The organism is Pseudomonas sp. GM30, assembly GCF_000282275.2.
Lineage (GTDB): Bacteria > Pseudomonadota > Gammaproteobacteria > Pseudomonadales > Pseudomonadaceae > Aquipseudomonas.
The window spans coordinates 24,677-48,315 of sequence record NZ_AKJP02000027.1; the positions used below are offsets into that span (position 1 = coordinate 24,677).

Genomic DNA, 23,639 nt, shown 5'->3' on the forward strand with positions numbered 1-23,639 from the left:
CCTGCGCGCCTTGACGCTGGCGGGGCCGCGCCGTAGCCTTGGCGCGCACATTATTTCCGTAATATTTTTTGCTAGGGATCGCCTCATGCTGCGCAAACTTTCACTGGCTCTTGCCGTGTCTTGTGCGTCCAACGCAATGGCCTGGGCAGCAGAAGCGCCCTTGTCGACCAAGACCGATCTGGTCAGCGTCTATCAGGAAGCCGTCGACAACAACGCCGATCTGGCCGCCGCCCGCGCCCAGTACGGCGCCCAGAAAGAAGTGGTGCCGCAGGCCCGTGCCGGCTTGCTGCCGAACTTGTCTGGCGGCGCCGAAGTGGCGGACGTGCGCACCTCGATCGACCAGCCTTCAGCCATTGCCAATCGCAGCGCGCATTCCTATCAGGCGACCCTCGCCCAGCCCTTGTTCCGCGCTGACCGCTGGTTCCAGTACCAGGCTGCCAAGGACGTCAACGAACAAGCCGCGCTGCAACTCTCGGCCACCGAGCAGAACCTGATCCTGCAATCGGCCGAAAGCTACTTCAACGTGCTGCGCAGTCAGGACAACTTGGCCTCGACCAAGGCTGAAGAAGCCGCGTTCAAGCGTCAGCTCGACCAGTCCAACGAGCGCTTCGACGTCGGCCTGTCGGACAAGACCGACGTCCTGCAATCACAAGCCAGTTACGACACCGCGCGCGCCAACCGTATCGTTGCGCAGCGTCAGGTCGACGATGCGTTCGAAGCGCTGATCACCCTGACCAACCGTCAGTACAACTCGATTCAAGGCATCGTCCACACGCTGCCGATCCTGCCGCCGGTACCGAACGATGCCAAGGCCTGGGTCGACACCGCGGGCAAACAGAACCTCAACTTGCTGGCGAGCAACTTTGCGGTCAGCTCCGCCGAACAGACCCTCAAGCAGCGCAAGGCCGGCCACTTGCCGACCCTCGATGCCGTGGCCAAATACGAAAAGGGTGACAACGACGCCCTCGGTTTCGCCAACCCGAACGCCTTCGGTACGCCGTACAGTGGCAACGTCGATCAACGCACCCTGGCGCTGCAACTGAATATTCCGATCTACAGCGGCGGGCTGACCAGTTCGCAAGTGCGCCAGTCCTATGCGCAACTGGATCAGAGCGAGCAACAGCGCGAATCCCTGCGTCGGCAAGTGGTGGAAAACACCCGCAACCTGCACCGCGCGGTGAACACCGATGTCGAGCAGGTGCAGGCACGCCGTCAGTCGATCATCTCCAACCAGAGCGCGGTGGAAGCCACGGAAATCGGTTATCAGGTGGGGACGCGCAACATCGTCGACGTGCTCGATGCCCAGCGTCAGCTGTACACCTCGGTGCGCAACTACAACAACACCCGCTACGACTACATCCTCGACAACCTGCGCCTGAAGCAGGCGGCGGGGACATTGAATCCGGGTGACCTGGAAGATCTGCGGCGTTACCTGAAAGCCGACTACAACCCGGACAAGGACTTCCTCCCGCCGGACCTGGCCAAGGCAGCCGAGGCGCAGCTCAAGGCGCGCCCCTAAACAGCAAACAAGATACCTGTGGCGAGGGAGCTTGCTCCCGCTCGGCTGCGCAGCAGTTGTAAACCTGACAACTCGATGTATCGGGGCCTGGGGCAGCTGCGCTGCCCAACGGGAGCAAGCTCCCTCGCCACAGGGGTTGAGTGCAAATCAGCGAATCAACTGGCCCAGCCCATCCAGCAACCGCTGCAACGCCCCGTGATTACGCCGCATCACCGCCAGCCCCGCCTCGGCCATGCGCTGGGCATCGCGCGGCAATTCGAACAAGCGCTGCACTTCCACTGCCAGCCCTTCGTCATCATCCACTTCGACCAGCGCGCCGGCTTCGCGCAACTGCGCGGCGATGTCGAGGAAGTTGAACAGGTGCGGGCCGCTGATCACCGGTTTCGCCAGTGCCGCCGGTTCCAGCAGATTGTGCCCGCCGTTGGGCACCAGGCTGCCACCGACAAAGGCGCTATCGGCCAGTGCATAGAGAAACAGCAACTCGCCCATGGTGTCGCCGAGCAGCACCGAGGTGTCTGCCTCGACATTGGCACCGGTGGAACGACGCACCGTGGCAAAGCCTTCGCGCTGGCACAACTCGAACACCGAGTTGAAACGCTCGGGATGACGCGGCACCAGAATCAGCAGCGCATTCGGGTAGTTCGCCAGCAGGCGACGATGGGCGTCGAGCACCACTTCGTCTTCGCCTTCGTGGGTGCTGGCGGCGATCCACACCGGGCGCTCCAGCGCCTGCCACTGGCCGCGCAGTTCATGGGCGCGCTGCAGCAGCTGCGGGTCGATGGTCAGGTCGAACTTGATCGAGCCAGTGACCTCGACCGTCTGCGGACGCGCGCCGAGATCACGGAAGCGCTGAGCTTCAGCCTCGGTCTGCACCGCAAAAAAACTCATCTCGGCGAGCATCGGCGCGGTCAGTTTGCTGAAGCGGCCATAACCTCTGGCGGAACGCTCGGACAGTCGGCCGTTTGCCAGCGCAACAGGAATACCGCGCATGGCGCACTGATGAATGTGGTTGGGCCACAGTTCGGTTTCCATGATCACCGCCAGTTTCGGCTGGGCGCGATCCAGAAAACGCGCCGCTGCGCACGGCAAGTCATAGGGCAGATAACAATGCTGGATGCGCGGCTCATTGGCGAACAGTGCCTGAATCCGTTCCGAACCGGTCGGGGTCATGCAGGTCACAGTGATCGGCAGCTGTGGATAACGTTGCAGCAAGGCACGGATCATCGGCGCCGCAGCAATGCTTTCGCCTACCGACACCGCGTGCACCCAGATTCCGCCGGGCCGCAGTGACGGCATCCCGCAGGAAAAGCGCTCGCCAATCCGTTTGGCATACGCCGGGGCCTTGCGCGAGCGCAGCCACAGCCGAATCGCCACCAATGGCAGCCCCAGGTAAAACAGCGCGGTGTAGAGAGTTCTATTCATGGCGGCGGAGTTTATCGACTTTTGTCGCCAATCGCCCGCAAGTGCACGGCAAAACGTTCCGCCAGCCAGCGCGCCGCCGGCCCCAGAGGCTCATCTCGGCGCCAGACCAGTTCCACCACCAGCGCCGGCGGGGTCCATTCGCTGTCCAGTTCGACCATCAACCCCTGATAGGCCGAGTACTGCACCACATGCCGGGGCAGCCAGGCCCAGCCGAGATCCCGCACCAGCCATTCAGCCATCACGTAGAAGCTGTCGGCGCGCCATACTTGCGGGCTGGCCGCTTCGTTGCCGGGGTAGACGCTGGTTTGCGTCGACATCAACAGTTGTCGGTGTTGCGCCAGTTGCTGGCAGGTGACGTAGGACTGCGTCGCCAGCGGATGATTGATCCCGCAGACGGTGACCATTTCCACCCGGCCCAATACCCGGCGCTCCAGTGCCTCGGGAATTTCATCGTGATAGAACAGCAGGCCGAGATCGGCGCGACGCTCGACCAGTTTGCGTGCGACTTCACCCTGGGCGGCGCTGGTCAGCTGCACCTCGAGGCTGGGAAATTGCTCGGCCAGCGCATCGAAGCTTTCCACCAGTGCCTGATACGGCATCGCCTCATCCTGAGCCACCCGAAGCTGCGCCTCCTGGCCGCGCATCATCGCCATCGCCCGTCCATTGAGGCGCTCGCATTGGCGCAGCACTTCCCGGGCTTCTTCAAGCAGGGCTTCGCCCGCTTCAGTGAGCCGGGGCTGGCGACCACTGCTACGCTCGAACAGGCTGACGCCCAGATCATCCTCCAGCATGGCAATGGCGCTACTGATCGCCGACTGCGCCTTGCGTTGCTGGCGCGCCACAGCAGAAAAAGAACGCTGTTCGGCGACGCTGACGAAAGCGCGCAGTTGTTCCAGATTCCACTGGGTGTTCATGCTGTAACCCATCTTCAAAACAGATAGGTAATGACTTTACCGCATCTGACGAGCGACTAGAATGCCGCCTCAGCAAGCAACGTTTTACATGAGGATCTACACATGAACGCCTACGCCTTTCTGGCTATCGCCATCTGCGCCGAAGTGATCGCCACGGTTTCGATGAAAGCGGTCAAAGGCTTGAGTACGCCGCTGCCGCTGATTCTGGTCATCGTCGGCTACGGTATCGCGTTCTGGATGCTGACCCTGGTGGTGCGCACGGTGCCGGTCGGCGTGGCGTACGCCGTGTGGGCGGGCATGGGCATCGTGATGGTCAGTGTCGCGGCGCTGTTCATTTACGGGCAGAAGCTGGACGTGCCGGCGATGCTCGGGATGGCGCTGATCGTGCTCGGCGTGGTGGTCATCCAGCTGTTCTCCAAGACCGCAGGGCATTAACTGACATCGCGGTTTCCTGTAGGAGTGAGCCTGCTCGCGATAACGGTGGATCAGACGACACAACGTCCAATCCACAATCGCCATCGCGAGCAGGCTCACTCCTACATTGATCACCCTCAAATCCCTTTTTCCCCGAGTCTGTATACTGCGCCCTCGTCTTGAACACTGAGGTCGTTGCATGCCATCCGTTATTTCCACCGACGTTCTGATTGTCGGCGCTGGTGTCGCCGGCCTCTGGCTGAACGCGCGTCTGCGCCGCCAGGGTTTTTCGACCGTACTGGTGGAAAACGCCAGCCTCGGTGGCGGGCAGAGTGTGAAGTCCCAGGGCATCATCCATGGCGGCGCCAAGTACGCGTTGCACGGCGCGCTGACCGGCGCCTCGGAAGCCATCGCCGACATGCCGCGCCGCTGGCGTGAAGCATTGGCGGGCAACGGCGAACTGGACTTGTCCGGCGTGCGCCTGTTGTCGGAAGCGCATTACCTGTGGTCGCCCGGCACCCTCGCCGGCAACCTCACCAGTTTCTTCGCCAGCAAGGCCGTGCGTGGCCGCGTCGATCAGGTCAAGGGCGATCAACTGCCGCCGGCCCTGCAAGACAAGCGCTTCAAGGGCAAGGTCTACCGCCTCGCCGAACTGGTGGTCGATGTGCCGAGCCTGATCCAGCGCCTGGCCGATCTGGCCGGTGACGGTCTGCTCGCCGGGCAAACCATCGAGCCGCTGCTGGAAGCGGGCGTGCTGGTCGGCCTGAGAGTCGACGGCCGCGAGATTCGCGCCCAGCGCATCGTTCTCAGTGCCGGTGCCGGCACTGCCCGGTTGCTGGAAGACCTGGGCCTGACTCATCCGCAAATGCAACGTCGGCCCCTGCACATGATCATCGCCAAAGGCCCCAGCCTGAAGCCGCTGTACGCCCACTGCCTGGGCGGCGGCACCAAGCCGCGCATCACCGTCACCACCCACCCGGCCGCTGATGGCAACTGGGTCTGGTACCTGGGCGGCGACATTGCCGAAAGCGATGGCGTGGCCCGCGAGCCAGCCGAGCAGATCGCCACCGCACAGAAAGAACTCGGCCAGTTGCTGCCATGGATCGACCTGAGCCAGGTGCAATGGGCGACCTTGCGTGTGGATCGCGCCGAGCCACTGCAAACCGGCCTGGGCCGGCCGGACAACGCCTTCCTCGCCGAGGAGGGTCGCCTGCTGGTCGGCTGGCCGACCAAACTCGCACTGGCGCCGGACTTCGCCGACCGGGTCATCGCTGCGCTGGAGCGCGACGGCATCCAGCCGCAAGCTGCCGAGCCATTGCCAGCACTGCCAAAACCACCGATGGGCGTTCCAGCCTGGGAGCAACTGCTGCCATGACTATCGCGAACCTGCACGACCTCCACCGCCCGCTGGGCAGCACCGGCCTGATGGTTTCACCGCTGGGCCTGGGCACGGTCAAACTTGGCCGCGACCAGGGGGTGAAATACCCCAACGGTTTCCAGATTCCCGATGACGATGCCGCCCGCATGCTGCTCAGACAGGCACGCGAACTGGGCATTAACCTGATCGACACCGCCCCGGCCTACGGGCGCAGCGAAGAACGCCTCGGCCCGTTGCTGCGCGGCCAGCGACAGGACTGGGTGATCGTCAGCAAGGTCGGTGAAGAGTTTGCCGACGGCCTGTCGCGGCATGACTTCAGTGCGGCGCATACGCGGATGTCGGTGGAGCGCAGCCTGCAACGTCTTGAAACCGATTTTATCGATCTGGTGCTGGTGCACTCCGACGGCAACGACCTGGCCATCCTCGAGCACGAGGAGGTCTACGCCACCCTCGCTGCACTCAAGGCCGAGGGCAAGATTCGCGGTTTCGGCTTCTCCGGCAAAACTGTCGAGGGCGGACTCAAGGCGCTGGAGCAAGGGGACTGCGCGATGGTCACCTACAATCTGAACGAACAGAACGAGAAGGCAGTCATTGACTATGCTGCTGCCCACGGCAAAGCCATTCTGGTGAAAAAAGCATTGGCCAGCGGCCATGTATGCCTGAATCCGGGCGTGGATCCGGTGCGCGCCAGCTTCGAGTTGTTGTTCCAGCAGCCCGGCGTGGCCAGTGCTATTGTCGGGACGATCAATCCGCTGCACCTCGCCCATAACGTTGCGACCGTTGCCCAGGTCCTTCGTGGTCACTGACGCCGCCCCGCGGCCTTAAGCAGGAGCCGACATGCCGCGCACGCTCATCAGAAAGAACCCGAGCAACTTCAAGACGCTGCCGCTGTTCGTCGAAGCCACGCCCGAAGGCCTGACGTATCAGAGCGTCGGCATGCCGCTGAATTTCGCCCAGACCCTGCAGCGGCGCAAACCTGTAAGTGTGGCGGATGCCGAGCGCTTTGCGGTGGAGCTGGCCAACCTTGGGGTCTCGGTGCGCCTGACCCTGCAGTGGCAGAATCGCGATTACTGGGTGCTGGTGCGCCAGCGTCGGCAGGATCGTGGAGACGTCGTGCTCAAGCTGATTTCCGGTTACGTACCTGCTCAAGAACTGAACATCCCGCTGCACACCGCGATTCAGGAAATTGCCGAAGAGTGTCTGCTGGAAACCCCGGAAGGCTGGCTCGGCGGACGCTTCAACGACACTTGGCTACCCGCGCCCTACTCCGCCGCCCTGCATTATCGCGAGGCCCTGCCGTTTCGCCTGACGCCGCAGTCCGGTTCCGCACGGCCGGTGCGCTGCGCCAATCTGCAATTGCTCGAACGGCCACGGGCCTATGTGCACCTGCCCACCGCATCGCTGCAATTGATCTATGACTTGCGCCTGGAAGTGCCAAAGGAAGCCAAATCCCTGAGCCTGTTCCACGTCGATGAACGTCTGGAAGGTGATCAACTGGTGGCGCGGCTCGATCGCAAGCGCCCCGATCTGTACCTGATGCCATTGCAGGACGGCGAACCGCTGGCCGAGTTGTATACCTTGAAGAAAGGTCAGCTGTCTCCGGCAGGCACGCGCGGCCTGTATCTGGCCGAAAGTTTTGCCAGACAGGATGGTTGGCTGGTGCGCGAGGAGCGGATTCGCTGGAAGGACTGGTTACGCCAGCAGGGTCTGAACCCGCCGGAGAAACCCACGGGCCTGGCGCGGTTGCGCGGCAAGGCGAAACAACTGCTGAAGAAGATCGTACCGCGCAAGAAAGTCAGTTCCTGAAAAGCAAAAGATCGCCGCCTGCGGCAGCTCCTGCACTGGAATGCATTCCAATGTAGGAGCTGCCGCAGGCGGCGATCTTTTGGCTTTATTGACCGCGGATTTTTTCCACGATCGCAGTGGTCGAGCTGTTTTCCACCAGACCCAGCACCTTCACCGTGCCGCCGTAGGCCTTGACGATGTCCGCGCCAACAACCTGGTCGATACCGTAATCACCGCCCTTGACCAACACATCCGGCTTGACCTCGCGCAGCAGGTTTTCCGGGGTGCCTTCCGGGAAACTGATCACCCAGTCCACCGCACCGAGGCCGGCGAGTACCGCCATGCGTCGGTCGACACTGTTGATCGGACGTCCCGGCCCCTTCAGGCGGCTGACGGAAGCGTCATCATTGATCGCCACGATCAGACGGTCGCCCTGGGCGCGTGCCTGCTCAAGGTAGGTCACGTGCCCGGCATGCAGAATGTCGAAGCAGCCATTGGTGAAGACGATGCGCTCGTTGTGCGCGCGAGCATCGGCGACCGCCAGTACCAGTTGCTCCAGACCCAGAACACCACGTTCCGAACCTTCTTCACGCTGGATTGCGCGGCGCAGTTCCGGGGCGCTGATCGCTGCAGTACCGAGCTTGCCGACCACGATGCCCGCCGCCAGATTGGCCAGCGCCACCGCGTGCGGCAGTTCCTCACCGGCAGCGATCGCCGCCGCCAGGGTGGAAATCACCGTGTCGCCGGCACCGGTCACGTCGAACACTTCACGGGCACGGGCCGGCAAGTGCAGCGCCGGATGCTCCGGACGCAGCAGGGTCATGCCGTGTTCACCACGGGTGACCAGCAGCGCGCCGAGCTCGAGATCGTGCATCAGGGTCGCGCCCTTGCTCACCAGCTCGTGTTCATCGGCGCAACCGCCAACGATGGCTTCGAATTCGCTGAGGTTCGGCGTGATCAGACTGGCGCCACGGTAGATCGAAAAATCCTTGCCCTTGGGATCGGCCAGCACCGGAATGCCTTTGGCCCGGGCCGCCTGAATCAGCGCCTGATGGTTTTTCAGCGCGCCTTTGCCGTAGTCGGACAGCACCAGCACCTTGATCCCTTCGAGCAGATCATCGACCTGCGAGGCCAGGGCCAGCGCATCGGTGGCAAACGGTTCTTCGAAGTCGATACGCAGCAATTGCTGGTGCCGGCTCATGACCCGCAGCTTGACGATGGTCGGCTGATGCGCAATGCGCTGGAACAGGGCACGCACGCCCGCACCCTTGAGACTGTTGCTCAGGCTGTCGGCGGCTTCGTCATCACCGGTCACACCGACCAGCGACGCCGGCGCACCCAGCGCGGCAATGTTCAAGGCAACGTTGGCAGCACCGCCCGGGCGGTCTTCGATTTGCTCGACTTTTACGACCGGTACCGGTGCCTCAGGGGAAATCCGTGAGGTTCCACCATGCCAGTAACGGTCGAGCATGACATCGCCGACCACCAAGACTGGGGCTTGATCGAATCGCGGCATGGACAACTTCATGGAGCAACCCACATACAAAATGAACAGGGGCGCGATATTAACACAGGGTTGGCGCAGGCTTGAGTGCAGCCTGCAACAGGATGAAACAGTCAGTTATTTTGCTCATTTTTTGAGCACCAGTGCCGCCAGTTGTCCACAGGCTTCGGACAATTCCAGCGCCTCGGTATCGATTTGCCACTCGGCTGCCAATGGCGCTTCGTAAGGACTGTCCACGCCCGTAAAGTGCTTGATCCGACCTTCCCGTACGGCCTGATACAAACCTTTCGGATCGCGACGGGCGCAGACTTCCAGCGCAGTGCTGATGTGCACTTCAATGAACTCATCCTGCGCAAACAGCCTGCGCGCAGCGTCGCGCTCGGCGCGGAACGGCGAAATGGCCGCAACGATCACAATCAGCCCGGCGTCGACCATCAACCGCGCCACCTCGGCCATACGCCGGATGTTTTCCCGGCGGCAAAAGTCGCTCATGCCCAGGTCGCGGCACAGTCCATTGCGCACATTGTCGCCATCGAGCAGAAAGGTGTGCAGACCCGACGCATGCAGGTGCAGTTCGAGGGCATTGGCCAGGGTTGACTTGCCGGCGCCGGAAAACCCGGTCAACCACAGGCAACGCGGGCGTTGCGCCTTGAGCGCGGCCCGGGCCTGGTGCGAAAGCGCCAGACCGTAAGGCCGAATGGCGAGCGTCTGTAGCGGCAGTGACAGGGACTCATTCATAACCGAGCAACTCGTAATCACGCTGATAAACCCGACGCACCAGGCGCCGGGTGCGCACCGAACAGAACTCGCGCGCCGGCGCCGATTGCCGTTCCCGCGAGCCGTTGACGTGAGGCAACTCGCCAGTCAGCCCCAACTGTTCACAGACCAGCCGAAAATCCCGCGCCAGGTGCTCCTGATAGCCAACGAAGTCCAACGCCAGATGCCCTAGCGAATCGGTAAGAAAGTCGGTCTGCGCGGCAAAGTGCAATTGCCGGGCAATCGTTTCCGGATGCAGCCAGCGCGCGACAAAATCGTCGAAATCGCGGTACTGCCGCACCAACTGCTGCGCCGGATGGTCACGCGCGCTCAACTCGTTGCCACGCAAAAAGGCGTAGGCCGAATAGGCGCGTTCCAGCGGGTTGCGGACAAAAGCGAACTTGAAAGCGTTGGCGAACTGCTCGGGGAATTGCTCTTCATACCAGTACAACGGCAAGTGCCCGGGACGCCAGCCGTCGAACAGTGCCGTGCAAACGCTGCTGCCGGCGCATTTCGGGACATGGATAAACAGGCAGGAGCGCTGCTGGAAGGGCTGGGGAAATGTCAGGTTGGCTGACATCGACTTGTTCACCACCTGCCGATCGACTACTGACAGGCGCCCGAGCAGAAAGGCCCGCTGTGGCTTGGGCAGCAGTTTCCAGAGATAGCGTTGCAGCATGAAAGCACCCGCGCGACGGGGATGGCCCCCTCGATGAAAGTCAGAGTTCGTTGAGGAACCTTAACAAGCGCGATGCCCGGATTTATTCCGGTTTGGTCAAGAAGGGTAAAGGTCTGGATACAAACGACTGTGGGAGCGAGCCTGCTCGCGATAGCGGGTGAACATTCGACACGGACGTCGTCTGTTGCAGCGCTTTCGCGAGCAGGCTCGCTCCCACAGGGCAGGGCCTGGAGTCAGGCGATATTTTCGGCCGGGGCATCCAGGCCCATGGCGTTGAGGCGCGCGTAGTAACCATTTTGCGCCAGCAACTGGTCGTGGGTGCCGCGCTCGACGATGCGCCCCTGATCCATGACCAGAATCAGGTCGGCCTTCTCGATGGTCGACAGACGGTGAGCGATCACCAGCGTGGTACGCCCCTTCATCACCTGATCCAGTGCCGCCTGAATGTGCCGTTCGGACTCGGTGTCGAGTGCCGAGGTGGCCTCGTCGAGAATCAGCAGCGGCGCGTTCTTCAGCAGCGCACGGGCAATCGCCAGACGCTGGCGCTGACCGCCGGAAAGCAAGACGCCGTTCTCGCCGACCTGAGTGTCCAGGCCTTGCGGCAACTGCGAAATGAAGTCCATCGCGTAGGCATCACGCGCGGCTTTTTCAATGTCTTCACGCGGCGCACCGGCCAGATCGCCATAAGCGATGTTGTTGGCCACGGTATCGCTGAACAGGGTGACGTGTTGGGTCACCTGGGCGATGTGACGACGCAGGTTGAGCAGCTTGTACTGCTCGACTTCCACGTCGTCGATGAGAATTTCGCCCTTGTCGTGGTGATAGAAACGCGGAATCAGGTTGGCCAGCGTCGACTTGCCGCTGCCCGAACGCCCTACCAGTGCGACCATCTGCCCCGGCTGGACTGAGAAGCTGATGTCATCGAGTACCTGACGTTCGGTGCCAGGGTAGGTGAAGCTGAGGTTGCGCACATCCAGACGACCGCTCACCGCATCGCGCTCGACGGTGCCGGTATCGACTTCCGGCTCGACATCCAGTTGCTCGAAAATGCTCTCGGCACCGGCCACGCCTTTCTGGATGGTCGAGCTGACTTCGGACAATTGACGGATCGGCTTGGGCAGCAGGCCCGCCAGGGTGATGTAGGCGACCATGTCACCGGCCGAGGCGTCACCGCGCAGGTATAGCACCAGGAACATCAGCACGGCCATGGCGGTGTAGATCACCAGTTGCAGCATCGGCGTGTAGATCGCGCCGGTACGGGTCATGCGCAGTTGCTTGTCGGTGTTGCCCTGGCTGGCATCGAGGAAGCGCTTCTCTTCATAGGCCTCGCCACCGAAGCTGCGCACCACGCGATAACCCTGGATGGTTTCCGAGGCGACATGCGTGACATCGCCCATCGCCAGCTGGATCTTCTTGCTCTGCTTGCGGAATTTCTTGCTGGCGGTGCGCACCATTACGGCGATCAGCGGCAGGATCGCCACCATCACCAGGGTCAGCTTCCAGTTCATGAACAGCAACGAGGCAAACAGGAAGATCACCGTCATGCCTTCACGGATTACGACCTTGATCGCATCTGTTGCCGCCCCCGTGACCATGGTCACGTTGAAGGTGATACGCGAAATCAGATGACCGGAGTTATGCTTGTCGAAATAGCGGTTAGGCAGTACCAGCAGGTTGTTGAACAACTGCACGCGCAAGTCATGCACCAGCCCGAGGGAAACCTTGGCCAGGAAGTAGTTGCCCAGATAGGAGCCCAGCCCCTGCCACGCGGCGATCAGAATGATCAGCAACGGTACGGCCTGCAGCAGTTGCAGGTCGCGCAGGTACGGCACGGAGGGAAACAGCACCGCTTCAGGGTTGGACAGGCCATCGACAAAGTACTTGAGGATGTAGCCGAGCATTGGCTGAGTCGAGGCAAAAATCAGAAAGCCGACGATGCTGATCAGGAACAGACTGATGTACGGCCGGACATAGCCGAGCAGGCGGAAGTAGATTTTCAAGCTCGATGGGCTTGCGGCGGGACTGGAATCGGTCATATCACGCGAAAGTCGATAAAAAGGACGCTGACTTTAGCACAGCTTCTTCAGGGTTCTGGCAATCGGCGAAAGGCTGTTATTGTTATGCACCTCTTCTGCATCAAATAGCCATCACTCGAATGGTCGATCAACCTCAGGAATGAATCTCACAGCATGCAACTTCGCGGCTTCAGCAGTACGTCCAATCGGATTTTCGATTTCATTAGCCTGTGGATTCTTCCCACCGGTTATTTCCTGCTCCTGTGCGCGCTGTTCTTCTTGCCGGGTCGAAGCCTGCATCACAAGTTGTTCTACGGACTGTTCAGCATTCCGACACTGATCGCGCTGTGCCTGCGCCCGCGCGAACTCAGGGAGCTGCTGCGCGAGCCGATTTTCATCGCGGCCCTGCTGTTCGCCGCCTGGGCGTTGCTCAGCCTCGCCTGGGGGCCGGGCGGTGAGCCACTGGGTGGAATGTTCAAGCCGCCACTGCATACCTTGCTGCTGTTTGCCGGCTGCTACCTGCTGGTGCGCTACCGCAGCGACATCCTGCAACCTTTGCTGTTCGGCGCCGCATTGGTCGCGCTGATTGCTACCGGCGTTTTCCTGTTCATGTTCGCCCGGGTTTATGAGCCGGGGATGCGCCTGATCGGCGGCGGCGCCTTCGACAATCCACTGCTCAGCTCGCACCTGTTCGGGTTCTTCAGTGCCTACTGGCTGAGCGTGACCATGACCTGCAAGCGTCGCCAGATGATGTGGCTCAGCGTGCCGGCGATGGCAATCATGTTCATGGCCGTGATCGGCACCGGTTCCCGGACACCGCTGGTGGCACTGACCATGGCTGCGATATGGCTGTGCTTCATTTGCTGGAACCGGCGCTCGGTGGGGTTACTGGTCGCACTGGTCCTGAGTGGCATAGCAGTCATTACGCAGTTTTCGCAGATGATCACCGAACGTGGCGACTCCTATCGCCTGGAAATCTGGCAGAAGGTACTGCACATGATTGCCGATCATCCATGGATCGGTCATGGCTATAGCGCCAGCCTTGCCGTGGACCCCGGTAACGGTGTCAGTTTTCAGGAGCCGCACAGTTTTGCCCTGGGGGTTCTGTATTACGTCGGCATCATCGGCTTGCTGCCCTGGTTGTTCTTCCTGCTGTGGGGCCTGCTGAGCAGTTGGCGCCAGCGTGTGCAGCCACTGCTGATCATTGCCTCGACCTGGCTGGTATTCGGTATCGGGGCCGGGCTGACCGAAGGCGGCGGAATCATCTCGCGGCCCAAGGAGCACTGGTTCCTGTTGTGGATCCCGCTGGCACTGATCGCAGCGTTGAGCATCAATCAACGCGCGCGGCGCCTGTTGACCCAGCCGGTGCAAAAGCTGGCGACCGCTGACCTGGAGCACATGAGCAGCGCGGCCCAGATCATTGAAGAAGACGGCCTCGGCCCGAAAGTCTTGCGCCTGACCGACGGCAGCTTCCTCAAGCTGTTCCGCCGTCGCCGCTGGTACACCTCCGGCAGCTTCAATCCCTACTCCGAACGTTTCGCGGTCAACAGCGAACAGCTGCGCCAGATGGGCATTCCAACTCCGCAAACATTGAATCTTTACCGTGTGGACGATGGCAGCAGCGCCGTGCATTACGCACCGCTACCGGGGCACACGCTGCGTCAGGTCCTGCAAAGCATTACTGCCCCGGCAGTGCGCCAGGCGCTGGTGGAGCGTTTCGGCAAATTCATGGCGCAACTGCACGAGAAAGGCGTTTATTTCCGCTCGCTGCACCTGGGTAACGTACTGGTACTGGAAGACGGCGAGTTCGGTTTGATCGATCTGGCCGACCTGCGTATCTACCCTACCCCGCTCAGTCTTTCCCTGCGCCAACGCAATTTGCGTCATATGCAACGTTACACTGTCGACAAACGCTGGTTGTTCGAGGATCACCTCGAAGCGTTGCTCCAGGGATACGCCGTGACGGCGTCTAAATCCGCGGTTGAAAATCTGCACAGGCAAGTGCTGGCCGGCAACGCCCCGGCCCGGGTTCAATGATGAACGAAACCAATCCTCTATTTGCACTGGCCGCCTATCTGCTGGCCATCGGGACTTCGGCCCTGTTGTTGCGCGCGGTACCGAAAATCGCTCGGCACCTGCAGCACTCCGGTGAAAGCCGCTATGCCAGCATCGACGGCCTGCGCGGCTATCTGGCGTTTGGCGTATTCGTGCACCACTCGATCATCACCTGGATTTTCCTGCGCACCGGTGTGATCGATTTCCCCCCGAGCAATTTCTATTCGATGCTCGGTCAGGGCAGCGTGGCGCTGTTCTTCATGATCACCGGATTTCTGTTCTGGAGCCGCTTGCTCGCGCAAGGCCGCAACCACGACTGGCTGGCGTTCGGCGTATCACGGGTTTTCCGCCTGTATCCGCTGTACCTGCCGTTGATGGTGCTGGTGTTCGTGTCGGTCTTCCACTTGCAGGACTGGCAACTGAAAGAACCCGGGGTGGAGCTGTTCAAGCAGGTTCTCGCCTGGCTGACGTTCGACCGGCCGGACATCAACCAGTACCGTCACTCCGGCATGCTGATATCCAACGTCACGTGGACGCTGGCCTATGAGGTGTTTTTCTACCTGGCGCTGCCACTCGCCGGACTGGTGTTCATCTACCGCGGCAGCTGGTTGCAGGTGGTGCTGTGCCTGATCGGCATCTACGCGCTGTACCAGATCATCGGATGGGAGCATTCACTGAAAAAACACTTTCTGGCGAGTTTCCTCGGTGGCATCGCTGCCGCCTACTGGATTCGCCGACCGGCGCTCGTGGCGTGGAGCCAGTCGCGTCTGGCGAGCATCATCGCCGTGCTCGCGCTGGTGATTGCATTCACCGCGTTCAGTCGGGCATTCAAGACTGCACCGCTGTTTCTGCTGGGACTGTTTTTCGTGATCGTGGCGTCTGGCAATAATCTGTTCGGCGCGCTGAAACCACGCAGCATTCGCTGGCTCGGCGAAATCAGCTACAGCACCTATCTGCTGCACGGGTTCGTTCTATGGCTGATGGTGCAACGGCTGCCGCTGCTGCTGAATATCGATGCGCGGGAAACAGCGGTATACCTGCCTCTGGTAGCCGTCTGCACCTGCCTGCTGATTCTGATCAGCAGCGTGACGTTCCTCTATATCGAGCAGCCGGGCATGGCTGCCGGCAAGAAGGTTGTGCATTGGCTGCGCCAGCGTCAGAAGGGCGAAAAGCGCCTGCCGGAGAAGGTCGCTCGCTGAGCGCGGGCGACCGCGGCCTCAGTCCTTTTCCAGCGGGGAAAAGAGTAAACGCCCCAGTCCGCGCCAGGTCTTCTTGTTCCAGGCCTTGAACGGGATCTGCACCAGCAGCTCCCTTGCCAGCTTGCGATTGCGGTTGGCGGTCTTGAGGAACATCGAGTTCAGCGCCTTGAAGCGCACTTCGTCGTACAGCGGATGATCGCTGAACAGCGCATAGGTGCGCAGGATGTTCTCGATCATGAAGCGATGATTCTTGTACGAGTTGGTAGCGTGCTTGCGGTAGCGCGCCATCACCATGTTCAAACCGTCGATGAAGTAGCCAGCACGGGTCACCTTGAGCTCGATGTACAGGTCTTCAAGACGAATCGTCGGATCGAACCCTCCCACCTTCTCCAGCGCCTCGCGACGAATCATCAGCGTCGGCGCCGGCGGATACGGCTTGCGCTCGAGGAACATGTCGTCGAAATCCAGACGACGGAACGGCACGTCGCGGCGCTGACGTTTCTCCGGGTAAAGACTGCCGTCGGCGTGCATCAGCTCGATATTGCCGGCGCAGATCCCGACTTCAGGCTTGCCGTCCATGTACGCCACCTGGGTGGCAATACGTTCGGGATACATGATGTCGTCGGAGCCGAACGGCACAATCAGGCTGCCCTTCGAACGGGCGATAGCGCCGTTGAGGGTATTGGTCAGGCCCTGATTCTGCTGCACACGGAAATCGAAGCCGTACTGCGCCTGCAACGCGCTGATGCGCTCGACGCTGTCGTCCTTCGAACCGTCATCGACCACCAATAGCTCGATGTTCTTGTAGCTCTGGTTGAGGACACTGAGGATGCTTTCCTCAATGTACGGGCCGTGGTTGTACGAGGCGATGATGACGGTGACGAGGGCGTTGGCTTCGCTCATGGCTTGTTCTTCGCTCACGGCTTTCTCTTCGCTCACGGCTGCTCCTTGCGGGCCTGCTCCAGGCCAGAGTCGATCAGGTCCAGGTATTCCTGACGGAACACCTCGATGTCGTGCTGTTCCTGCAGATAGCGATACGCCTGCTCGCCCTTGGCCTTGAGTTCGTCGTCCGACAGCGCGAGATAGTTATCCAGCGCGGCGACCAGACTCGGCACGTCCTTGGGCGTGATCGCCAAACCACCGGCACCTTCGATCAGCGGCAACATCGCCGGCACGTTCGAAGCGATCACCGGCAGGTGTCCGCTCATGCCTTCGAGCAAGGCCAGGCCCAGGCCCTCGGCCAGCGACGGCATGGTCCAGATGTCGAACGCACGCACGTACTGCAGCGCGTTTTCCTTGAAACCCAGCAGGTGCGCACGGCCGCTCAAACCCAGTTGCTCGATCTCGGCTGTAAGCGGCGCCTGCAAACGCCCGGCGCCAATGATCGCCAACTGCGTATTCGGGTACTTGTCCTTGAGTTGGGCGAATGCCTGCAACAGGTAGGTGTGGCCCTTGACCGACACCAATCGCCCCAGCGCGCCAATCAAGCGCACATTCGGGTCAATGCCCAACAGCTCGCGCGCTTTCTCACGACTGTGCTGCAAGCCTTCCGCCTGCTCGATATCGATGGCATTGGTAATGGCATAGGTGTTCTGGTCGGTGAAGCCGCAATCGCAATCGAGCAGGTATTGTTTGACCGCTGGCGACACACCGACGAAGCGCCAGTGCCGATCGATCAGACGCTGGGTCTGACGACGGCGGTAGAAGCGATCGTACTCACCGAAACCGTGGGAGATGCCAATGCACAGCGGCACCTTCAACCAGCGGTTGAGCGCCAGCATCATATTCACCGGTTTGAAGCGGTTGCAGATCACCACGTCGAACTTTTCCCGGCGGCAGAACTTGTACAACTGCCACATCGCCCGCAGGCGCATGCCCTTGAGCGACTTGTCGGAAAACTCGAAGTACACCGAGTGATCGGCCCGGCTTACCGGCTCGCCCGGCCCCGGTTTGCCGCGCAGGAAAGCCGCGGTGATCTCATAGCGATCGCTCGGCAGCGCCTTGACGATCTGCTCGGCGAGGTCGGCAAAGTCATGGGCTTTGACGTTGTAGTCGGGTTGCAGCTGCAACACCTTGGACCGTTGACTCATGACTCTCCCCGCTGGACGCCTGTCTCACCGTGCTTCAGTAGCCAGAACAACTCCTGGCGCCTGACCGCTTTTCGAAAAAATTCGTTTTCGCCGTACACCGACGCGGCCCGCCCGGCCAGCAGGCGCTGAATAACCCGGCGCAGGCGACGCTTGAACGGTGCCGGCGGCTGCAGGTCATGCATCATGCCCAGCGCCATGGCTTTGTCCCGTTGCAACTCGATGGACAGCGGCAGGCACAGCGGCTGCATCGGCACAGCCGCATCGAAGGCCGGCGGCAGCGCAATACCTTGCCCGGTGTTGCCCATCGGCCAGCGGTCGTTGTCATGCAAATGGTTGGCGTAACCGAGCAGCGTCGGCTGCCAGTCGAGACCCTGGAGCGCCTGCAAAACCGCTTGCTGGGCGCAAATATGGTCAGGGTGCGGATCGAGGGTCGGGTGCGGTAGCACGATCACCTCCGGACGGGCGCGCAGCAGCACTTCACGCAGGTCGGCCAGCAGGTTGTTCCAGGTCGGCGCACCATCGGCATCGCCCGGCAGAGTGAACGGATTCAACTGACGAAACAGGCGCGTGTCATTCAGGTCAGCTTCGCGCGACCCCACTGCCTGATTCGGCGCGGCCTGCATCGCCGCCAGTTGCAGGCAGAAGTAACCGAGTTGTACGCAGTGTTCCTGCGGCACACCGGCCCAACGCGGCACGGTAAGGCTGTCCCAGGCACGCAGACGGCCTTTGAGCCGCGCCGCCTCGACCTTGTTCATGCCCATCTGCTGATAGTGTTCGGCTTCGATCTCACCCGCAGTCAGGGTGACAATCCAGGCGTCATCGGCCTGACTGTACAAGCCATACGCCGCCAGTTCGGCATCGTCGGCGTGCGGTGCAATCACCAGCACCCGCTGACGGCGGTAGTCCGGTTGCTCCAGCGCCCACAGCAGCGGCTCGCCGGAGACCCGGCAGAAGCGCCCGCGCAAGCGCAACTGGCCTTGCGACAGAGCTTGCGCCTGACCGCTGAGGTTCAGATAACGCAGGCCATTGACCCCACGCTCGAAGGTTTGCGCATCCGGATACGCCCCACCGAGCAGTTCGACGCGCGGATCGAAAAAGCGTCCCAGCCAAGTGCTTTTGACCCTTACCGCGAGGATCAACGTCGCTTCGTCGACCAGCATCACGCCTTCATCCAGACGCAATTGCTCGCCGCTCAGATGGACCTTCGGCTGCGGTGTAAACGGTGGAAAACTGTATTGGTAATCGTCTTTCGGCGAATAGAACAAATGATCGGCAAACCACGCCTCATGGGCGACCCAGCCGACCAGCGCGAGCACCAGCGGTAACCACCACGCGACCAGCACACCAAGCGCGATCAACACGATCAGGGCGATCAGCAAGGTAATGCGTTTATTGCGACGATGACGCTTGAGCAGTTGCTGTTTGCGGCTCATGGGCTGACTCATACGGTGAACACCGGCACAGGATTGCACCAGCGATCCTTGTATTCACGGTCGGCGCGACCGAAGGAAAACCGCAGCGGCTTGTTCAGTGCTCGCGCGTGTTCCCAGGCACTTTGCGTATTGAGGAAGCTCAACACGCTACCGGGGCTGAATTCGCGGGTTTCGGGATCGACACCGCCGTTGATGTACTCGACGCTGATCCAGTCCGGGGCCTCAACGCGGTACACCAACTGGATGGCGATCGGCGCATCATTGAGGAAAATCACCGAGCCAATCAGCAGTTCGCGCAGCAGCTCGATGACTTCAGCCATGCGCGCCGCGCCGGTGGCCGGGAAGCCCCAACGGCGCTGGAACAGATCACAATAGATCGCCGCCAGTTCGGCGCTGGAGAACTCGCCGACTGCACGCACCACGCCACCCGCCTCTTCCAGCAGACGCAGTTCGCGGCGCTGGTTGTAGCGGAATTTCTTCGACAGCTCTTCGGGGGTGCGGGCCATGGCCAGTTGTTCGGTCTGCAACTTGAGGCCGCTGAAGCGGTTTTCGTTGAGCGCCGACAGATAGCGTGCGCGATGACGCAGCGGGGCCTGGACATCGGCGGCGCCCGGCAGGATCAGCTCGGCATTGCCGAGGTCGAACAGGCCTTTCTTGCCGTTGCGCTTGAGCACGTCCTTGGACAAGGCCAGATCACGGCCCCAGGTCGGGATCGCCGCTTTCACTTCGCCCTGCTGTTCCCAGGCCAGATAACGCACCGGGATGCCGGCCAGATCAGCCAGACGCTCGACGACCAAAGGATGCGTCGCGACGCTGCCGCCAAAACGTTGCCAGGCAGTGGCATAGGTGGGGGCGTCAACGGGCGACCAGCCACGTTCGCGCCAGCCTTGAAATCGGTTGAGCATCAGCCCCTCGGTGCCAGATCGGTAACTTGCGGCAGACGCCAGAAGGTGTCGCGCACCGCACGGTCGGAGAAACGCTCACGCAGGCGATCAAGCATCAGCTCGGCGCACTGCCGGCGCTGCTGATCATCCATACCGGCCAAATGTTGCAGGCCTTGTGCAAGGTGTTCGGCATCGCCCAGCGGGAACAGAATCCCCACGCCTTCGACCACTTCCTTGGCCCCGCCACAGGCCGTGACGAGCAACGGCACGCCAGCGGCCATGGCTTCGAGCAGCACCATGCCGAACGGTTCGTGATCGGAGCTCAGGGCAAATACATCGAAGGCGCGGAAGTAATTGCGCGCGTCCGGCACCTGACCGAGAAACAACACTCGATCACCGATGCCCAGTTCGCGCGCCAGCTCCTTGAGGTCCTGTTCCAGACGACCCTTGCCGAGAATCACCAGTTGGCTGTTGCCCGGCAAACCCGGCAACGCCGCGGCGAAACCCTGCAGCAAGGTGGCTTGATCCTTGTCCGGGTGCAGTCGTCCGACGTTGCCGACAATGAACGCATCCGCCGCCAGACCGAGGGTCTCGCGGGCTTCGCGGGCCGACACCTGACTGGCCTGCAAGGCCGGCACATCGATGCGGTTGTACAAGGTCTGGATGCGGGTCGACGGCCATTTCGGCAGGCAGCGCCGTATGTCGTCGCGCACCGCGTCGGACACGCCGAGCAGGCTCAAACGCTTGCGGAAAATGTGCGCGAACAGCTTGCGCGTGCCGCGCTTGTAATCGTCAAACGCGTGATGCACGCCAATCACCGGCAGTGAAGTGCCGAGCAAGGCGATGTAGATCGGCTTGAAGCGATGGGCAATGCAGAAACTGAAATTGCGTGAAGCGGCGATCTTGCGCAGATCACCGATGGCGCCCAGCTTCAGGCCACGAATGGCCTTGGAGCTGTATTCCATGAACAACACTTCATCGGAAGCACACGCTGCGGCCACCTCGCTGTCGGCGGCCCCGGTCAGAAAGACCGTGGTCACCCGATAACCGGTGCCCGCGAACAGGCTGGCGTACTGCCGTGCGCAGTCGAGGAACGGCCCGTCATAGCCGTGACAGAACTGCAGCACATGGCGTTCAGCCGAGCGAGTCATAAGCGTTTGCGCCCTCTTTGACCACCAGAATGTCTTCCATGATCAGGTACTGCAGATCGGAGCCGAAGAACATGTTCAGGGCGTCGGTCGGCGAGCAGATCATCGGTTCACCACGACGGTTCAGCGAGGTGTTCAGCGACACGCCGTTGCCGGTGAGGTTTTCCAGCGCCTTCATCATGTCGTAGTAGCGCGGGTTGTATTCGCGCTTCAGCACCTGGGCGCGGGATGTACCGTCTTCGTGAACGACTTCCGGCACGCGGGTCTTCCACTCTTCCGCCACTTCGAAAGTGAAGGTCATGAACGGTGCCGGGTGATCGATCTTGATCATCTGCGGTGCAACGGTGTCGAGCATCGACGGGCAGAAAGGCCTCCAGCGCTCGCGGAACTTGATCTGGTGGTTGATGCGGTCAGCCACACCGGCCACGCTCGGGCAACCGATGATCGAACGACCGCCCAGTGCACGCGGACCGAACTCCATGCGGCCCTGGAACCAGGCCACCGGGTTGCCATCGACCATGATTTTGGCGATCTGCTCCGGCATGTTGTCGAGCTTGCGCCAGGTCGGCTTGTTCTCGTGACGGGCGCACGCGGCGATCACGTCTTCGTTGCTGTACGACGGGCCGAGGTAGACGTGTTCCATCTTCTCGACCGGCACGCCACGGGCGTGGGACACATAGGCTGCTGCGCCGACCGCGGTGCCGGCATCGCCGGACGCAGGCTGGACGAACAGTTCCTTGATGTCATCGCGGGCGATGATTTTCTGGTTCAGCTTGACGTTCAACGCGCAGCCACCGGCGAAGGCCAGCTTGCCGGTTTCCTTGAGCACGTCGCCCAGGTAGTAATCGATCATCTGCAGCGCCAGTTTCTCGAACAGCGCTTGCATGCTCGCGGCGTAGTGGATGTACGGTTCGTCGGCGATGTCGCCTTCGCGCTTCGGACCCAGCCACTCGATCAGCTTTGGCGAGAAGTAGAAGCCTTTGCCCTTCTCTTTGTAGCGACGCAGGCCGATCACGTTGGCGTAGTCAGTGTTGATCACCAGCTCGCCGTTCTCGAACGAGGCCAGACGCGAGAAATCGTATTTGCTGGCGTCGCCGTACGGCGCCATGCCCATGACCTTGAACTCACCGTCGAGCATCTCGAAACCGAGGAACTCGGTAATCGCGCCATACAGGCCGCCGAGGGAGTCCGGATCGAAAAATTCCTTGATCTTGTGGATCTTGCCGTTTTCGCCATAACCGAAGAAAGTCGTGGCGTACTCGCCCTTGCCGTCGATGCCGAGGATCGCGGTTTTCTCTTTGAAACCCGAGCAGTGGTAGGCGCTGGAGGCGTGAGCGAGGTGGTGCTCGACCGGCTCGATCTTGATCTTCTTCGGATCAAAACCCAGTTGCTCCAGGCACCAGACGATCTTGTTGCGATAGCGCTTGTAGCGACGGTTGCCCATCAGGATCGCATCGAGGGCGCGATCCGGCGCGTACCAGTAACGCTTGGCATAGTGCCAGCGGGCCTTGCCGAACAGGCTGATCGGGGCGAACGGAATCGCCACCACGTCAACGTCGGACGGCTTGATACCGGCCTGTTCCAGGCAGAACTTCGCCGATTCGTAGGGCATGCGGTTCTTTGCATGCTTATCGCGGACGAAGCGCTCTTCTTCAGCCGCCGCCACCAGCTTGCCGTCGATGTACAAGGCGGCTGAAGGGTCATGGCTAAGGGCGCCGGACAGGCCAAGAATCGTCAATGCCACAGGGTCTAGCCTCTTTAGTCTGCATTCAGGCGCGATGCGCCTCGAAAATTGATGTGCCCTCGCACCGGGCGAGAGACAGCTAAAGGGCGGGATTATAGCGTAAACGTGGCGGGAATGACCCTGTGCGAATTGCCCCAGGTGAATCGGCCCGGTGAAACCTAGCTTTCACCCTCAATAACCGCCCGCGCGCCAATAGATACCGAGATTGCCGTCACTGGCCTGGCGGTAAATCGTATACGGCAACACCACCGTATCCAGCACCCCGGACAACGGCAGGTCCAGCAGCACGAACGGCAGCAGCACGCCGGTCGGATCAGGTGGGGCATTGAGTACGCAGAAATCGAACGCCAACCCGCTGTAGATCCGTGGAATCGATTGGCAGTAGGTTTTCTGTTTGCGCATGTCGCGGGCGACATCGGCGTCCATTTGCATTACCGAAGCGGCGGTGCCGCAGCCGGATAAAAGCCATGCGCAGGTGCTGAGTGTTACGGCGTTTTTGATGGTCAAGTCTTGCCCTCCGAAGTGGTCAGGGCAAGCTAGCATCGGGGCTGGAGCGGGCACAGTTCATGGCTTCTGGAGAAGCTGTAGGACAAGTCAGTGGAGTCTGTCCGCTATTGCTCAACGGGAGTTTTTTGGGGCTTGAACGCCCTATCGCGAGCAGGCTCACTCCTACAAGGGAATGCATTTCCATGTGGGAGCC

Annotated in this window: 20 protein-coding genes; 7 read left to right on the forward strand and 13 right to left on the reverse strand. The window is 61.3% G+C overall.

Features of this window, described 5'->3' with window-relative positions:
• Positions 1–85: 85 nt before the first annotated feature.
• Positions 86–1,519, forward strand: a complete 1,434-nt coding sequence (locus tag PMI25_RS17985) for a TolC family outer membrane protein (protein WP_007967388.1) — start codon at positions 86–88, stop codon at positions 1,517–1,519.
• 147 nt (positions 1,520–1,666) lie between these two features.
• Here PMI25_RS17985 and waaA read toward each other — a convergent pair whose 3' ends face one another.
• Both waaA and PMI25_RS17995 read right to left on the reverse strand, forming a co-directional pair.
• Positions 1,667–2,941, reverse strand: a complete 1,275-nt coding sequence (waaA, locus tag PMI25_RS17990; protein ID WP_007967386.1) for a lipid IV(A) 3-deoxy-D-manno-octulosonic acid transferase — start codon at positions 2,939–2,941, stop codon at positions 1,667–1,669.
• An 11-nt stretch (positions 2,942–2,952) separates the two neighbouring features.
• Positions 2,953–3,855 (reverse strand): LysR family transcriptional regulator, encoded by a 903-nt coding sequence (locus PMI25_RS17995; protein WP_045122126.1) that lies wholly within the window; start codon positions 3,853–3,855, stop codon positions 2,953–2,955.
• Positions 3,856–3,957: 102 nt separating this feature from the next.
• Here PMI25_RS17995 and PMI25_RS18000 point away from each other — a divergent pair, with 102 nt between their 5' ends.
• The 4 genes from PMI25_RS18000 (at position 3,958) to PMI25_RS18015 (ending at position 7,453) form a co-directional block, all read left to right on the forward strand.
• Positions 3,958–4,290, forward strand: a complete 333-nt coding sequence (locus PMI25_RS18000; RefSeq protein WP_003221050.1) for a DMT family transporter — start codon at positions 3,958–3,960, stop codon at positions 4,288–4,290.
• Between the two features lie 178 nt (positions 4,291–4,468).
• Complete coding sequence (locus tag PMI25_RS18005) at positions 4,469–5,644, forward strand: NAD(P)/FAD-dependent oxidoreductase (protein WP_007967382.1); 1,176 nt, start codon at positions 4,469–4,471, stop codon at positions 5,642–5,644.
• A complete protein-coding gene (locus tag PMI25_RS18010; RefSeq protein ID WP_007967381.1) occupies positions 5,641–6,453 on the forward strand; it encodes an aldo/keto reductase in 813 nt (270 codons plus the stop codon). Before PMI25_RS18005 ends, PMI25_RS18010 begins: the two co-directional genes overlap by 4 nt.
• Before the next feature lie 31 nt (positions 6,454–6,484).
• Positions 6,485–7,453 carry a hypothetical protein gene (locus PMI25_RS18015; protein ID WP_007967378.1) on the forward strand — a complete coding sequence of 323 codons (969 nt, stop codon included), beginning with the start codon at positions 6,485–6,487 and terminating at the stop codon, positions 7,451–7,453.
• An 85-nt stretch (positions 7,454–7,538) separates the two neighbouring features.
• On the opposite strand, the gene hldE is transcribed toward PMI25_RS18015, so the two are convergent.
• The 4 genes from hldE to msbA form a co-directional block, all read right to left on the reverse strand.
• Entirely contained in the window at positions 7,539–8,960 is a 1,422-nt protein-coding gene (gene hldE / locus PMI25_RS18020) for a bifunctional D-glycero-beta-D-manno-heptose-7-phosphate kinase/D-glycero-beta-D-manno-heptose 1-phosphate adenylyltransferase HldE (protein ID WP_007967376.1), read from the reverse strand.
• Positions 8,961–9,062: 102 nt separating this feature from the next.
• On the reverse strand, positions 9,063–9,674 hold the full coding sequence (gene cysC / locus PMI25_RS18025) for an adenylyl-sulfate kinase (RefSeq protein WP_007967374.1): 612 nt from the start codon (positions 9,672–9,674) through the stop codon (positions 9,063–9,065).
• Positions 9,667–10,371 carry a sulfotransferase family 2 domain-containing protein gene (locus PMI25_RS18030; RefSeq protein ID WP_007967372.1) on the reverse strand — a complete coding sequence of 235 codons (705 nt, stop codon included), beginning with the start codon at positions 10,369–10,371 and terminating at the stop codon, positions 9,667–9,669. The genes cysC and PMI25_RS18030 overlap by 8 nt, the downstream gene beginning before the upstream one ends.
• Before the next feature lie 233 nt (positions 10,372–10,604).
• Positions 10,605–12,407, reverse strand: coding sequence for a lipid A export permease/ATP-binding protein MsbA (msbA, locus tag PMI25_RS18035; protein WP_007967369.1), 1,803 nt, complete (start codon positions 12,405–12,407; stop codon positions 10,605–10,607).
• A 153-nt stretch (positions 12,408–12,560) separates the two neighbouring features.
• Here msbA and PMI25_RS18040 point away from each other — a divergent pair, with 153 nt between their 5' ends.
• Together PMI25_RS18040 and PMI25_RS18045 are read left to right on the forward strand one after the other, a co-directional pair.
• Positions 12,561–14,423, forward strand: coding sequence for a bifunctional O-antigen ligase/aminoglycoside phosphotransferase family protein (locus tag PMI25_RS18040; RefSeq protein ID WP_007967368.1), 1,863 nt, complete (start codon positions 12,561–12,563; stop codon positions 14,421–14,423).
• Entirely contained in the window at positions 14,423–15,640 is a 1,218-nt protein-coding gene (locus PMI25_RS18045; protein ID WP_045122127.1) for an acyltransferase family protein, read from the forward strand. Before PMI25_RS18040 ends, PMI25_RS18045 begins: the two co-directional genes overlap by 1 nt.
• An 18-nt stretch (positions 15,641–15,658) precedes the next feature.
• Here PMI25_RS18045 and PMI25_RS18050 read toward each other — a convergent pair whose 3' ends face one another.
• The 7 genes from PMI25_RS18050 to PMI25_RS18080 all read right to left on the reverse strand — a co-directional run bounded on the left by PMI25_RS18050 (position 15,659) and on the right by PMI25_RS18080 (position 23,446).
• The gene (locus PMI25_RS18050) at positions 15,659–16,543 is read right to left on the reverse strand and encodes a glycosyltransferase (RefSeq protein ID WP_045122128.1); all 885 of its coding nucleotides are present in this window, start codon (positions 16,541–16,543) and stop codon (positions 15,659–15,661) included.
• A 32-nt stretch (positions 16,544–16,575) separates the two neighbouring features.
• Positions 16,576–17,730 carry a glycosyltransferase family 4 protein gene (locus PMI25_RS18055; protein ID WP_007967363.1) on the reverse strand — a complete coding sequence of 385 codons (1,155 nt, stop codon included), beginning with the start codon at positions 17,728–17,730 and terminating at the stop codon, positions 16,576–16,578.
• Entirely contained in the window at positions 17,727–19,163 is a 1,437-nt protein-coding gene (locus tag PMI25_RS18060) for a PIG-L deacetylase family protein (protein ID WP_007967361.1), read from the reverse strand. Before PMI25_RS18060 ends, PMI25_RS18055 begins: the two co-directional genes overlap by 4 nt.
• Positions 19,164–19,171: 8 nt before the next feature.
• Positions 19,172–20,068 (reverse strand): antimicrobial resistance protein Mig-14, encoded by an 897-nt coding sequence (locus tag PMI25_RS18065; RefSeq protein ID WP_007967359.1) that lies wholly within the window; start codon positions 20,066–20,068, stop codon positions 19,172–19,174.
• Positions 20,068–21,198, reverse strand: coding sequence for a glycosyltransferase (locus tag PMI25_RS18070; protein ID WP_007967357.1), 1,131 nt, complete (start codon positions 21,196–21,198; stop codon positions 20,068–20,070). The genes PMI25_RS18065 and PMI25_RS18070 overlap by 1 nt, the downstream gene beginning before the upstream one ends.
• Complete coding sequence (locus tag PMI25_RS18075; protein ID WP_007967355.1) at positions 21,182–22,939, reverse strand: carbamoyltransferase family protein; 1,758 nt, start codon at positions 22,937–22,939, stop codon at positions 21,182–21,184. The genes PMI25_RS18070 and PMI25_RS18075 overlap by 17 nt, the downstream gene beginning before the upstream one ends.
• A gap of 171 nt (positions 22,940–23,110) precedes the next feature.
• Positions 23,111–23,446 (reverse strand): YceK/YidQ family lipoprotein, encoded by a 336-nt coding sequence (locus PMI25_RS18080; protein WP_007967353.1) that lies wholly within the window; start codon positions 23,444–23,446, stop codon positions 23,111–23,113.
• Between the last annotated feature and the right edge of the window lie 193 nt (positions 23,447–23,639).